The organism is Providencia sp. Me31A, from assembly GCF_050487165.1.
In the GTDB taxonomy this organism is placed as follows: domain Bacteria; phylum Pseudomonadota; class Gammaproteobacteria; order Enterobacterales; family Enterobacteriaceae; genus Providencia.
Genome location: NZ_JBKQGZ010000020.1, coordinates 61,558 through 75,031 on the forward strand (window position 1 = coordinate 61,558; position 13,474 = coordinate 75,031).

General features: G+C 38.9%; 12 protein-coding genes. 1 reads left to right on the forward strand and 11 read right to left on the reverse strand.

All coding sequences use genetic code 11. The features are described from left to right. Positions 1–58 precede the first annotated feature (58 nt). The 11 genes from ACLPIE_RS16545 to ACLPIE_RS16595 form a co-directional block, all read right to left on the reverse strand. Positions 59–1,690 carry a sodium/sugar symporter gene (locus ACLPIE_RS16545; RefSeq protein ID WP_430262815.1) on the reverse strand — a complete coding sequence of 544 codons (1,632 nt, stop codon included), beginning with the start codon at positions 1,688–1,690 and terminating at the stop codon, positions 59–61. A gap of 279 nt (positions 1,691–1,969) precedes the next feature. Further along, the gene (locus ACLPIE_RS16550) at positions 1,970–2,974 is read right to left on the reverse strand and encodes a substrate-binding domain-containing protein (RefSeq protein WP_430262816.1); all 1,005 of its coding nucleotides are present in this window, start codon (positions 2,972–2,974) and stop codon (positions 1,970–1,972) included. A gap of 177 nt (positions 2,975–3,151) precedes the next feature. After that, on the reverse strand, positions 3,152–4,192 hold the full coding sequence (gene galM / locus ACLPIE_RS16555) for a galactose-1-epimerase (RefSeq protein ID WP_430262817.1): 1,041 nt from the start codon (positions 4,190–4,192) through the stop codon (positions 3,152–3,154). A 32-nt stretch (positions 4,193–4,224) separates the two neighbouring features. Beyond that, a complete protein-coding gene (gene galK, locus ACLPIE_RS16560) occupies positions 4,225–5,379 on the reverse strand; it encodes a galactokinase (protein ID WP_430262818.1) in 1,155 nt (384 codons plus the stop codon). Between the two features lie 94 nt (positions 5,380–5,473). Then, positions 5,474–6,526 (reverse strand): UDP-glucose--hexose-1-phosphate uridylyltransferase, encoded by a 1,053-nt coding sequence (locus ACLPIE_RS16565; RefSeq protein WP_430262819.1) that lies wholly within the window; start codon positions 6,524–6,526, stop codon positions 5,474–5,476. Positions 6,527–6,538: 12 nt separating this feature from the next. Beyond that, complete coding sequence (gene galE / locus ACLPIE_RS16570; RefSeq protein ID WP_430262820.1) at positions 6,539–7,564, reverse strand: UDP-glucose 4-epimerase GalE; 1,026 nt, start codon at positions 7,562–7,564, stop codon at positions 6,539–6,541. A 227-nt stretch (positions 7,565–7,791) separates the two neighbouring features. Then, positions 7,792–8,379 (reverse strand): protein-methionine-sulfoxide reductase heme-binding subunit MsrQ, encoded by a 588-nt coding sequence (locus ACLPIE_RS16575; RefSeq protein WP_430262821.1) that lies wholly within the window; start codon positions 8,377–8,379, stop codon positions 7,792–7,794. Further along, positions 8,379–9,389: a protein-methionine-sulfoxide reductase catalytic subunit MsrP gene (gene msrP / locus ACLPIE_RS16580; RefSeq protein ID WP_430262822.1), complete on the reverse strand. Its 1,011-nt coding sequence runs from the start codon at positions 9,387–9,389 to the stop codon at positions 8,379–8,381. Before msrP ends, ACLPIE_RS16575 begins: the two co-directional genes overlap by 1 nt. 134 nt (positions 9,390–9,523) lie before the next feature. Beyond that, positions 9,524–10,897, reverse strand: coding sequence for an ATP-binding protein (locus ACLPIE_RS16585; RefSeq protein ID WP_430262823.1), 1,374 nt, complete (start codon positions 10,895–10,897; stop codon positions 9,524–9,526). Continuing rightward, the gene (locus tag ACLPIE_RS16590; protein ID WP_430262824.1) at positions 10,894–11,565 is read right to left on the reverse strand and encodes a heavy metal response regulator transcription factor; all 672 of its coding nucleotides are present in this window, start codon (positions 11,563–11,565) and stop codon (positions 10,894–10,896) included. Before ACLPIE_RS16590 ends, ACLPIE_RS16585 begins: the two co-directional genes overlap by 4 nt. A gap of 466 nt (positions 11,566–12,031) precedes the next feature. Continuing rightward, on the reverse strand, positions 12,032–12,688 hold the full coding sequence (locus ACLPIE_RS16595) for an NAD(P)H-binding protein (protein ID WP_430262825.1): 657 nt from the start codon (positions 12,686–12,688) through the stop codon (positions 12,032–12,034). A gap of 232 nt (positions 12,689–12,920) precedes the next feature. Here ACLPIE_RS16595 and hemP point away from each other — a divergent pair, with 232 nt between their 5' ends. Beyond that, positions 12,921–13,094 carry a hemin uptake protein HemP gene (hemP, locus tag ACLPIE_RS16600; protein WP_430262826.1) on the forward strand — a complete coding sequence of 58 codons (174 nt, stop codon included), beginning with the start codon at positions 12,921–12,923 and terminating at the stop codon, positions 13,092–13,094. The last annotated feature ends 380 nt before the right edge of the window (positions 13,095–13,474 follow it).

Genomic DNA, 13,474 nt, shown 5'->3' on the forward strand with positions numbered 1-13,474 from the left:
TTGGTGCGAATACACGCAGCCACCAACGCTGCGACTTGATGAATAACGAGTATATGTTTTACCAAAACAGTGCATACAATACACACAAGATAATCATGATAGCGTAAGAGGCAATATTAAAGCCCTTCGATGTTTTGAACGTCTCTGAAGTTAAGATAATCGCCCCATCGCTGTCATCTTCTTTCGCTGTTGTTAAGCTAATCAAACCAATCACTACTGCCGTAAAAAAGAAGGTGTACATCATTTGGTCTAAAAATGGCATTCCTAACGGCATTAGTTTTAAGAACAAGGCGAATGGGATAGAAAGCAGCACACCAATAATTGCGCCTTTCGCATTGGTTTTTTTCCAGAATAAGCCTAATAAGAACACCGCCAAGATCCCAGGACTAACTAATCCTGTATATTCTTGAATATATTGGAAAGCTTGCCCAATATTCCCTAATAATGGTGCGATGAAGCAGGCAATGATAAGTGCGACGACAGCACTGATACGTCCTACATTGACTAATTTCTGATCCGCTGTTGTTGGCGCAATGTATTCTTTATAAATATCCATCGTGAAAATAGTTGCCACAGAGTTCAACATGGATGCTAAAGAAGAGACAATCGCCGCAGTCAAAGCAGCAAATACAACACCTTTTGCACCAACAGGTAAGAACTGTGTCAGCCACGGATATGCTTTATCTGCTTGTGCAAGCGTTGGCATATGCTCTTGAGCCATTGAACCAAGCCCTGATAACAAAGCAGGATCAGACACAATGACGAACGCAGCAATACCAGGCACTACGACTAAAATTGGCACAATCAGTTTTAAGAAAGCCGCAAAAACCAGCCCTTTTTGTGCTTCGTTAATTGATTTAGCGGCTAATGCACGCTGAATAATATATTGGTTAAAACCCCAATAATATAAGTTGGCAACCCATAAGCCACCAATCAGTACTGCAATACCCGGTAAATTACTAAATTGCGGATTATCTTGGCTTAAAATCATTTCAAAATGCGCAGGAGCCTCACTGGCCATACGGCTCATACCTGCAAATAGCCCGGCATCACCGCCAATATAACTCACCGCCATAATCGTCGTTAAGAAGCCACCTAAGATCAGGAAAAATACTTGTACCACATCCGTCCATGCAACCGCAGATAAACCGCCATACAGGGAATAAATCACAGCAAATAAGGCCAAGCCGAAAATGGCATAATACATTGGAATACCTAGGATTGTTTGTAATGCTAACGCCCCTAAATAAAGTACTGAGGTTAAATTAACAAAAATAAATAATGCTAACCAGAATACTGCTAAAATCGTTTTTAACGTTTTATTAAAACGTTTTTCGACAAATTCAGGAATAGTGAAAATGCCTTTATCAATAAAAACTGGCATAAAATATTTAGCAACGATAATCAGCGTTAATGCTGCCATCCATTCGTAGGATGCTATTGCCAAACCAATAGAAAAACCAGAGCCGGACATTCCAATGAATTGTTCCGCGGAGATATTTGCTGCGATTAATGAAGAACCAATCGCCCACCAAGGTAATGTTTTACCGGCTAAAAAGTAATCTTCTGTCCCTTTTTTCTGTCCATTTTTATTACGAGATACCCAAAGCCCGACACTAATAATGATCAGCACATATAGAATAAATATTCCGTAGTCTAATGTGCTTAACCCGACCCCTTCAGTTTGCATAATGAAATTCCTTCGCCAAATGGTAACGATGGCAGTGTAAACGTTACCACAAAAAATCACCGTTAATTAACTCACATATTTTCATAATGGTCTTAGAAGCATTATAAGAATAATCTAACTGACGGATAATAAAGAAAAAACATGCATGCTAAAAATATAAAAAGTCAGATAACAAGAAAGCCAAGGCCATAAAAGGGCACTAAAATGTGATGTGCCCAACAATAAATGATAACGTTTACATTTCAACTATCGACAATAAATTGAGAAAGGATAGAAAACTCAGGATGACAATGGTCGTACCGAATTGCGTTGAACTAATGTTGGCGAATAAATTAAGTTATCTCCCACTATTTTCTCGCCTCGAGCTAAAGATAGCGCTAATTGTGTCGCTTTTTCCGCCATCATTTGAATAGGGTAACGAACTGTGGTTAGACGTGGATGAATATATCGTGCAATCAATACGTCATCAAAACCAATAACAGAAACTTGTTCAGGAGAGCGGATTTCGTTTTCATCCAATACCGCAATGGCGCCTGCTGCCATAAAATCGTTATAACCAACAACAGCTGTAATATCCAATGACTTAGTTAACAAATTGGTCATGGCTTGCTCCCCCCCCTCTCCATATGGCACCCCATATTCAATATAGCTATCAGAGAGTGCAATTCCGTTATTTTTTAAGGCATCTTGATAACCGAGTAACCGTTGCACAGCATCTTCAATTTGATGATTTGAGGATATGTATGCGATTTTAGTATGACCGTGCCGGATAAGATGTTCCGTCGCTAAATAAGCCCCTTTGTAGTTGTTCAAGGAAATACAGCGATTAGCTATTTCACTAATATGTCGATTTATCAATACCATACTAGGTACTTCCTTCGCATATTTAATCAACTCGTCATCCTCAAGAGCTTTAGAATGGATAACCAGCGCATCACAGCGGTTATTAATTAACAATTCGATGGATTGGCGTTCTTCTTTTGCATTATGATAACCATTACAAATCAAAATATGTTTACCATTTTTATGAGCGATGCCATCCACGGCTTTAACCATAACGCCAAAGAATGGATCAGAGACATCGTTAACTAATACACCTATTGTATTGGAACTTTGGTTAACAAGTGCGCGAGCGGCAGCATTTGGGCGATATCCTAGCTTATTCATTGCATTTTTTACTGACGCGATAGAAGCTTGGCTCGCTTTTGGTGACTGATTGATCACCCGTGAAACTGTCGCAACGGAAACTCCAGCTTCTTTTGCCACATCTTTGATTGTCGCCATTGTGCACCTCTATAATTAAGATAGCTTATTAAACAATGAGCTAGGATTAAAAACAATGCTATAGCGCATATTAAAATCATTTAAGTTCAACCAATGGATTCACTCCGTGTTAAAAAAGAAAAAACACCGCGATAAAGCGATGTTCATAGTCAAAACTTATTCTCTATGGCAATTAATTCAGAAACAAAATTGATAGCAAGTCTCGCTACTGTAGACTTGATTTGCTTGTGAAATAGGACTGTACTGTTCCCCCCACTCAGGCCGGTTGACCGCATCAGGTGGAAATTGAGTTTCAAAAGCAACACCTGAATATGAGAGATAGTCTTGCGATTTTCCCGCCACAGATAACAAGTAATTTCCTGTATATAATTGCATAGTAGGCATAGTCGTGAAGATATTCATCCGCACATCCCCCTGCGGCGCAATCAGTGACGCTACAGCCTGTCGAGTATTAATCCTTTGATTATCAAGAATAAAGGTATGGTCATATCCTTTTGCCAATCGCTGTTCTTCATCTTGCAAGAAGTCACGCCCAATTCGTTTGCTTTGGCGAAAATCAAAAAAACTGTTAGTGACATCCCGCCATTCGCCTAGCGGGATACCTTCTTTGTCCGTAGGTAAATAATGATCAGCATAAATTTCAAGATAATGCTCTAATACGGTGCTATCACTATCTTCCCCAGCCAAATTAAAATAGGTGTGATTCGTTAAACTAACTGGGCACGTTTTTGTCGTTTGATGCTTATAGCGAATAATGACTTGGTTTTCATCAGTTAAGAGGTAACTCACATCAACTGACAATTGACCTGGAAAGCCTTGATCCCCATCAGGTGAGAGCAATGAAAAAACAGCTTGTTGTTCATCTAATTGCGAAACATGCCAAATTCGATAACTAAAGTTATCTTTCCCGCCGTGTAAGCAATGAATGCCTTGATTGTTTGATACAATATAATGTTCACTACCGATGGAAAATTGAGCCTTCGCAATACGGTTGGCAACACGACCGACTGTCGCCCCCAAATAAACGTTTTGTTCCCTCTGTTTCGCCATGTTTGGTGAGCCTAAAACGACATCTCGTTGGCCGCTAGCCAAGGGCAAGATACAACTTAACCAGCTAGCGCCTAAGCTAGTTAAAACCACTTTCATGCCATTTTTATTCGATAACTCAATGAGCTGCAGTTCTTGTAGCTGTTGAGCATTTCCTTGAGTAAATTGCATTTTTGCCTCAGTTTCCAATATATTTTATTGACTCAAGCTATTGTGCTTGCACCCGCACTCGGTTGGCATACATAAATATCAGCCTGTAACCCTGTCGCTTTTGAGTATTGTTCATCTACTGCTGCCATAACAGGCTGGACAAATTTCTGCTGCATCAACGCGACGACACACCCGCCAAAACCCCCCCCTGTCATCCGTACTCCACCTTGGCTACCTAATACAGATTTAACAATATCAACTAAAACATCAATTTCTTTTACTGTTATTTCAAAATCATCACGCATAGAAATATGTGATTGTTCCATTAATTGGCTAAGCATAAATAAATTATTTTCTGTCAGTGCTTTTGCCGCTGCTAAAGTACGCTCGTTTTCGCTAATCACGTGCTTCGCCCGCTTAGCAACCAATGGCGCTAATAAATGCTGTTTTTGCAAGAATTCATCATAGCTCACATCGCGTAAAGCCTTTACACCAAAGCGCAGTGCTGCTGCTTCACATTGCTGACGTCGTGTATTGTATTCGCTTCCCACTAATCCACGTTGTTTATTCGAATTTATTATCATCACGACTAAATCATCAGGGATAGAAATAGGAAATAAATCTAAACTACGGCAATCGATGAGTAGCGCATGCCCTTCATCTCCACAGGCAGAAATGAGCTGATCCATAATACCGCAGTTACAACCCACAAATTGGTTTTCGGCTTGTTGACCATTTAACGCTATCTCTTGCTGACTAATGTCTAATTGATACAACGCTTTAACTGTCTGAGCTATAACAACTTCTAATGATGCAGAGGAGCTCAACCCCGCACCTTGAGGAACATTACCACTCACCGCAATATCACAGCCACTAAATGAAAAACCACGTTGTAATAAGAATTTGATAACACCTCGAATATAATTCGCCCACATTTTTTCAGGTAAAAAGGTGATGTCTTGGTCTAAACTAAATTCATCGCAATCATGGTTATAATCAGCAGCTACCACTCTGATAATACGGTCTTTACGCTTCGCCGCCGCTGTCATGGTTTGATAATTAATCGCACAAGGCAGAACAAAGCCATCGTTGTAGTCGGTATGCTCACCAATCAAATTAACTCGACCTGGCGCTTGAACATAAATATCTGGTTGATAACCAAATGTTTTTATAAATGACTGACTCACTATTTGTTTCAACATTTCCATTTATGCCTTCCTTAATGGTCACAGTTAACTTACTTGGATAATAAAAACCAAACAGGTAATAATTTTAAAAATGATCCAACGGGCTAAATTAAAATTAGTGCTGCTTATAATGAATATCGCTAACATCTCTTAACCTCTGAGCTGCCTGCTCCGGCGTCAAATCACGTTGAGTTTCTGCTAACATTTCATAGCCCACCATAAATTTTTTTACCGTTGCAGAACGCAATAGCGGTGGATAAAACAGCGCATGTAATTGCCAATGAGCAATATCTTTAGGCTGTTTAAAATAAGGTGCAAAGTGCCATCCCATTGAATAAGGGAAAGAACATTGAAATAAATTGTCATAACGGCAAGTCAATTTTTTCATCGCAACACAGAGATCTGCCCGAACCGCCGCACTCATCTCATCAATTCGTTTAATGTGTTGTTTAGGTAATAGCATCGTTTCAAATGGCCAAGCCGCCCAATATGGCACTACGGCTATCCAATATTCCGTTTCGACTACCGTACGCGAACCATCTTTTTGCTCCGCTTGCCCATAATCAACTAACAAATTAGTGCCATGTCGTTGATAATATTGCGCTAAAAAATGATCTTTACGGGCAATCTCATTAGGAAGAAAATCACTCGCCCAAATTTGCCCATGAGGATGGGGTTGAGAGCACCCCATGATTTCGCCTTTATTTTCAAAGAGTTGAATCCAAGCAAAACGCTCGCCTAACTCGGTAGCTTGTTGCTGCCATGTTTTCACCACATTCTCTATTTCAGAGATTGAAAGTTCAGGTAATGTTTTACTGTGATCAGGCGAAAAACAAATCACTCGGCTAATCCCACTTACTGACTGTGATTGAAATAATTCAGATTGATTTTCAGGCTGTTCACAAGCGTCTTCTAGCAATGCACCATGGTCATTTTGAAACACATAAGTACCTTGATAATTAGGATTCACTTCCCCCGAAACTCGCGTGTTTGTTGGGCAAAGAAAACAATTCTTATCATATTTAGGCAACTGCGCTATCGATGGCTTTTCATCTTGTCCACTCCACGGGCGTTTAGAACGATGAGGCGAAACTAATACCCATTGCCCCGTTAAAGGGTTATAACGACGATGTGGACAATCAGTAGGGTTAAATTGCATTGTATTCATTAAATTTTTCTCCTAGCCATCATATCCATTAGGGTTATTCAATTGCCAACGCCAACTATCTTCGGCCATATCATCAATTGAACGAACTGCTTGCCATCCTAACTCACGATGGGCCTTTGCCGGTGTCGACCAATATTCAGCAATATCACCCGCACGACGCGGCTCGATAACATAAGGAATGGGTTTTCCGATAACATTTTCAAATGCATGTAGCACTTGTAACACGCTGATCCCATTGCCCGTTCCTAAGTTGTAGATATGTAACCCTGATTTTTTCCCCACCGTCTGTAATGTAGCAACATGCCCATCCGCCAGATCCATCACATGGATATAATCACGAACGCCAGTGCCATCTAGTGTAGGGTAATCGTTTCCATAAATGGCGAGTTTTTCCCTTTTTCCTACCGCTACTTGAGTAATATAAGGAGTCAAATTATTAGGAATACCTTGAGGATCTTCCCCTATTAAGCCTGATGAATGTGCCCCTACGGGGTTAAAATAACGCAAAAGAGAAATCGACCATCGGTTGTCGGCTTGATAGAGGTCTGCTAGACAGCGCTCAACCATATATTTACTCGTGCCATACGGGCTTTGGGTGTTACCCGTCGGGAAATCCTCTGTAATAGGCAATGTACTTGGCTCACCGTACACCGTGGCTGAGGAGCTAAAAATTAAACTTTTTACGTTGGCGGTATTCATGCAACGCGCTAAAATCAATGACCCATTGACATTAACATCATAATATTCAAGCGGTTTAATTACAGACTCACCAACGGCTTTGAGCCCTGCAAAATGAATAACAGATTGAAATTGATGCGAGGTAAAGATACTGTTGAGTTGTATTTCGTCTCGCACATCACATTGATAAAATACAGGGCGTACACTTGTTAACTTTTCAATGCGATTGAGAACCTCAAGTTTGGCATTACATAAGTTATCAATGATCACTGGTACAAAGCCTGCATCTATCAATTGAATACATGTGTGACTGCCAATATAGCCCAATCCACCAGTAACCAATACCTCTCCCCGCGGCATACTCCCCCCTTACACCACTCAAATGTTATTTCAGCTTTCAACTGATTATTACAACAGAGTATAGCAACCCGCTGAGGTAGGATTCTGTGATCAATCTCGATTAAGTGTAAACGCTTACATTATTTTAAAAATAAAAATAGATTAAATAGTTGAATTAAAATTGAACAGTCAAACAGCAAATAACCATTTGGCTTGATAAAAAAAGGTTTTTATATGTTATTTTCAGTCTACTTTATTTTTGCAGACCTGATAAAACGAGAAAAATAGCTAAGAAGGATGACTATCAAATAAATAAATGGCTCTGGGGTCAAGGTTTTTAATGACAAAATATAATGAAGTATCACCAATAATATAAGGGGGTAGAACAAAGCATGGACTCTTTTCCACCAAACCACTAAATTAACTCGAATCCACTCAAATGAACTCAGAGCCATTAAAAATAAAATAAACCAACAGGCAAGGCCAATCACCAAATAGACCCGTGAAAAAATTTCACTGAAAAAGAAAGCAAAATTTCCCCAACCAATTTCAAGCAGTAAATAACTACTCAAGTGTAGCGTTGCCCAACAAAAACACCACAAACCTAAAAGTTTTCGAACTTGAAATAAAGTTATCCATCCAGAAAACTGAGCAACCATCGGTATCAGAGCAACTGCCACTAATAAACGCAACGTGGTAATACCTGTAAAATGCTGAATATCTTTCGCAGGATCTGCACTTAATTGATTAAATTTAATCGCATACATTAACCCTATTAAAGGTAATATAGCGACAAGATGAAATAGCAACTTTGTCAATACGACTTGCAATTTCACTAGAAATTTCTCCGTAAATCTAGCCCATTATATAAATGCGCAACTTCTGCACCATAACCATTAAATAATTGCGTAGGTTGTCGGATAACCTGCCCTAACCCTCCTGAACCAATAAAACGTTCACTCGCTTGCGACCAACGCGGATGGGCAACCTTTGGGTTAACATTGGCATAAAAGCCGTATTCATTAGGAGCAGAAAGATTCCATGTTGTTGGCGGAATAGACTCCGTTAAGCGAATAGTCACTATCGATTTTATGCCTTTAAAACCATATTTCCAGGGCACAACTAAGCGAATTGGGGCCCCATTTTGATTCGGTAATTCTTTACCATAAACCCCTGTTGCCATAAATGTTAACGGATTCATGGCCTCATCTAATCGTAGGCCTTCCACATAGGGATATGCTAGCCCGCCGCCAACAAACCGGCTGTCTTGTCCCGGCATTTCTTGAGGCGCATAGCGAGTTTCAAAAGCCACATATTTTGCTCGGCTATTAGGCTCAACCAATGCTAATAAACTGCAAAGTGGGAAACCAACCCAAGGAATAACCATTGACCACGCCTCAACACAACGCATACGATAAATACGCTCTTCTAGAGCGAATTTATGGCGAATATCATCTAAATTCAACGTGATGGGACGGTTAACCTCTCCTTCGATCCTAAGCTGCCATTCCTCTGTTTTCATCGTATGTGAATATTGAGCAGGATCGGATTTACTGAGTCCAAATTCATAAAAATTATTATAACCAATGACTTTATCTTCCGGCGTTAATGTTAAAGCAGGCTGATATTCCTCAGGTTGAATAAACTCAAGTTTTTTACGTGGTAATGTAGGCGTAAGCTTTTCATCATTTCCTGTAAACCAAGACAACAAGTCTGCCTTTGCGACAGATGCGATAGCTACCCCTGTTGCTCCAACGCCTAGCAATTTGAGCAAGTTTCTACGTTTCATCATAAAAACGGACTCAGGAGTAATATCTGATTGATTGTTATTTTTAAATTTTTTCATACTTTTCATCCTTAAATAGCCACTCGTCAAGACACTCGCCCAACAATATCGCGGTTAATCATGCACGCTCACTTCAATACCGTTGTTATACCGAATAACGCAGTTTTAAGGCTGACAGAATGATGACAATTTTGTCATGTTGGCATTGTCTCAATAGGAAAATAAAGGCTACATACATTCTGATTATCTATACGCTCAAATGTAACAGAGCCTCCGTGTAGTATCATAATGGCCTGAACAATGGATAGTCCTAAACCACTTCCCTCAGATGTTCGTGCATTATCACCACGCCAAAAACGGTCAAAAACCTGATCACTCTTGGCGATTAAATCACCTTGATTGCTAACCCTTACGATAACATGATTATTTTCAATCTGGGTTGTTGTTACGATTTGACTTGCCGGATATGAATACTTAATTGCGTTAGAAATCAGATTCATAACTATCCGTATTAACAAGACTGCATCAGCATGAACCCTTATCGTTGATGGATGATAAATAAGCTTAACTTGATTCTCTTCTGCATAAAAAGCAAAAAAACCATATACATCATCAATGATTTTATCGACTAAAATATACTCTTTATTTAAGGCAATATTTTTATTTTCTGCTCGAGCGATAAATAAAGTATTTTCAATCAACTTAGACAAGGTATCTAGCTCTTCAATGTTACTTACAATAATTGATTGATACTCATCCAATGTTCTAGTTCTTTGTAAGGTGATTTCATTTTGCACTTTGATGGCATTAATTGGCGTCCTAAGCTCATGAGCTAAATCATCCGCTAACTGAGTCAATTTAATAAAATCACTTTTCAGGCGGCTTCTCATTATATTCATGGAATTACCTAAACTTTTTAATTCTTCAGGAAGCTGCTCAATATTAATTTGCTGACTAAGTGTATGAATATCGGTTTGTTCTGTGACTCGACTTAAATGATAAATATCGCGTAGCCCTCTTTTAACAAGTACAGCGCTTAGAAATGCCATACATAAGATAGTAAAAACTGAAATAGCAATACTCTTATTAAGGTACTCAGAAAGAACGCTATTACGCTCGATTGATGCTTTAGCAATAACGACATTTAAACTTTCTGATGGCGAGTTAATCATAAAATTAATCGCAGAAACTGGCATACCTTCAGCTGTTTCCCAATGGGTAATAGCAGCAAGATCAATATCATTAACATTTACAGTTTTAAGATGACTAGCAAATAAAATATCTTGGTTAGTATCAACAAGCACTTTATTATTTATATCTGTGATATAAATAATGTCTTGCTTCATATCCATCATACGCTGAAAGTAAATAGGCAGTGTTTTTATATCAATCCCACTCATTATCAGTTTAGCTAATTGATCGGCTCGATTAACTAATAACGTATTATCCCTTGATACCATTTCATTCTTAAGTGTCTGATAAAGAAATAACGTGATAACCCCTACATTAGCAACCATGAGCAAAGTAAAAAGAAAAATTAATTTAAACTTTAATGACTTTTTTTTCATTTCTTACCCTCATTAAACCGATAGCCCATCCCTCGAATAGTTTCTATCAGCTTAATGTCAAATCCATCATCAATTTTTTTCCTAAGCCTTCGAATCGCAACATCAACAATATTCGTATCACTATCAAAATTAGTTCCCCAAACCTCACTTGCAATCAAGGTTCTCGGCAAAATTTCATTAGTATGTAAGGCAAAAAAAAGTAAAAGTGAGTACTCCTGTCGAGTCATTGGAATACTCAGTCCTCCGCGCTCAACTTCATGACGTGGTAAATTAATCGTTAAATCGGCTATTTCGATCGTATTGGAAGTTAGTTGTCGATTGTGTAATTGATTGCGTACTCTCGCCAACAATTCAGAAAATGAAAAAGGTTTCACTAAATAGTCATTCGCCCCTAATTCTAATCCTTTAACGCGATCCTCGACCGCATCTCGCGCAGTTAAACAAATTACAGGCACCGACTTTGAGGTACGCAAAACTTTTAGAATATTCCACCCATTCATCCCAGGCAGCATAATATCCAATATAATCAGCTGATAATCATGTTCTAATGCCAAATACAGGCCATCACGCCCATCAGAAATGATATCAACAATAAACCCGGCTTCCTCTAAACCTTTTTTAACCCAATTACCTGTTTTTTCATGATCTTCTATGAGTAATATCTTCACTATTAATGCCCTTAAATCCGTTTGGCAAGCACCTAAGCTCTATGCTGGTTAAAGCTATATCGCTCAAATCATAATTCTGATTAAATATTTGTAACACTAAAAACCTAATTTGCTAGTAATAAATTCAAGGTCATCCTTATTTAATGACTAGCGAGTAAAAAATTAATGTTGTTTTTTTTATTTTTACTCGTCCACTCACTTGAGCTTTTGTATTTATTTAATTAACAGTTTTGCCCGTTTAATGTTATCTATTACTGTACCTCAAGCTTATATATTCTAAAGAAAATAAGAACAATAGAAAAATATCCTACTGCCAAAATAATGAGTAGTTGAATAACAAAATCAAAACAGGATATGTTCACAGAAACAGCGTCAGGTGAATTTCAGTAATACCGTTCAGCGGCCACCTTATGTTTTGGTGACCTGACACTCGCTTATCATGAAAACGACATCGAGCCTCGCTCAACTATTTATTATTCACTGTAAATTGATTAGCTCTAAGTTGCTTTGATGACACTATATTCACTCCACGAATAGGATTAACCGCAGCATCGAATAGCGCTTTCGCAATATTACTTGCAGGACTTACCTGACAACTTGCAGGCAGTAAGCGAGATAACATTGAAATAATGCGTATCACCACGACTTCACCTAGGCGTTCTTGCTGGCGATGGCCACTAATTACGTTTGGACGAACTAGCGTTAAAGAATCAAACCCGAATGCCATTAAGCGGTTTTCAAGCTGACCTTTTACTCGGCTGTAGAAAAATGGAGAATTGGCACTCGCCCCTAATGCAGATGTTAAAACAAACGTTGGGCAATGCCATTTTCGAGCAAGTTCAGCACATGCTAGAGGATAATCATAATCAACTTGACGAAAGGCGGCTTTGGAGCCTGCGGACTTCATTGTTGCACCCAAAGTACAAACTACCGCATCAACATCCCACATTGCCGCCTCATCAGGTAAATGATTAAAATCGACTCTTGGTGCCCATAATTTAACATGTTCAGGTAAATCATGGCGCGTAGGCGCAATAACCTGCGTCACTCGGGGATCGGCTAAAGCCAATGATAAAACATGGCTGCCAACCAACCCCGTCGCCCCAACAATGAGTATTTTCATGCTATTCCCCCATGAATAAGTACCAGACCCTAACTATAGATTAACATTCCATATGGATAATGGCTTTTAATACGTATTTTTACCAGTAAATGTGCTATTTCTGTACAGATGCAGGTGTTTGTGTCTCTTTTGTTGTTTCATTGTGAAAATTGCTTGATATTGGCAATGATTCTAAAGATAATCATTCTCAATATCATTTCGATTATCAACACACTGAGTATGGTAAAACACTATGACAGCGCCAGTTGCAGAAAATAACGTCGAAACAGCAAAACAATCCGTTAAAAATGACGTAATAGAAAGCCAACAGCTATTGGGCCCTGCCGGTAAGGTCTCAATTCAGCACAATGGTGAACTTTATCAATTAAGACAAACACGTACAGGTAAGTTGATTTTAACTAAGTAGTTTGTGCCCAAAACTTAATTTGCAAGCCACCTAGGTTAATAATCCAGGCAGCCAGCTTAATCTAAACATAGGAAAAGGTTTCTTATGGAGTTTGAACTGACGTCTGTATTTTTCATTTTTGGCATTTCACATCGAAGATATATGGATATTAATTCGATGCAAGAAGCTCGGGTTATCGCACAAGCGATAACTGGCTATCCCTTCAGTTTCCAAACACCATGGCCGTTTAATTCTGTTCGCATATCGCTTGCGCTCAGCTTTTCCTATGTTATTCCAAACTCAGGTCCTCCTGACCAAACTTCACTTGCTTATTTATATTAATCAACTGTAAGTCACTAATTAATAATTAATTTATTCATTCGGCCTGTTGATATGAATAA

Coding starts and splice junctions, on each gene's coding strand:
- galK (WP_430262818.1), bottom strand. CDS start 5,379: ATGGAAATGTTGAAACAAATAGTGAGTCAGTCATTTATAAAAACATTT.
- ACLPIE_RS16595 (WP_430262825.1), bottom strand. CDS start 12,688: ATGAAAATACTCATTGTTGGGGCGACGGGGTTGGTTGGCAGCCATGTT.
- galE (WP_430262820.1), bottom strand. CDS start 7,564: ATGCCGCGGGGAGAGGTATTGGTTACTGGTGGATTGGGCTATATTGGC.
- galM (WP_430262817.1), bottom strand. CDS start 4,192: ATGCAATTTACTCAAGGAAATGCTCAACAGCTACAAGAACTGCAGCTC.
- ACLPIE_RS16550 (WP_430262816.1), bottom strand. CDS start 2,974: ATGGCGACAATCAAAGATGTGGCAAAAGAAGCTGGAGTTTCCGTTGCG.
- ACLPIE_RS16585 (WP_430262823.1), bottom strand. CDS start 10,897: ATGAAAAAAAAGTCATTAAAGTTTAAATTAATTTTTCTTTTTACTTTG.
- ACLPIE_RS16545 (WP_430262815.1), bottom strand. CDS start 1,690: ATGCAAACTGAAGGGGTCGGGTTAAGCACATTAGACTACGGAATATTT.
- ACLPIE_RS16565 (WP_430262819.1), bottom strand. CDS start 6,526: ATGAATACAATGCAATTTAACCCTACTGATTGTCCACATCGTCGTTAT.
- msrP (WP_430262822.1), bottom strand. CDS start 9,389: ATGAAAAAATTTAAAAATAACAATCAATCAGATATTACTCCTGAGTCC.
- hemP (WP_430262826.1), top strand. CDS start 12,921: ATGACAGCGCCAGTTGCAGAAAATAACGTCGAAACAGCAAAACAATCC.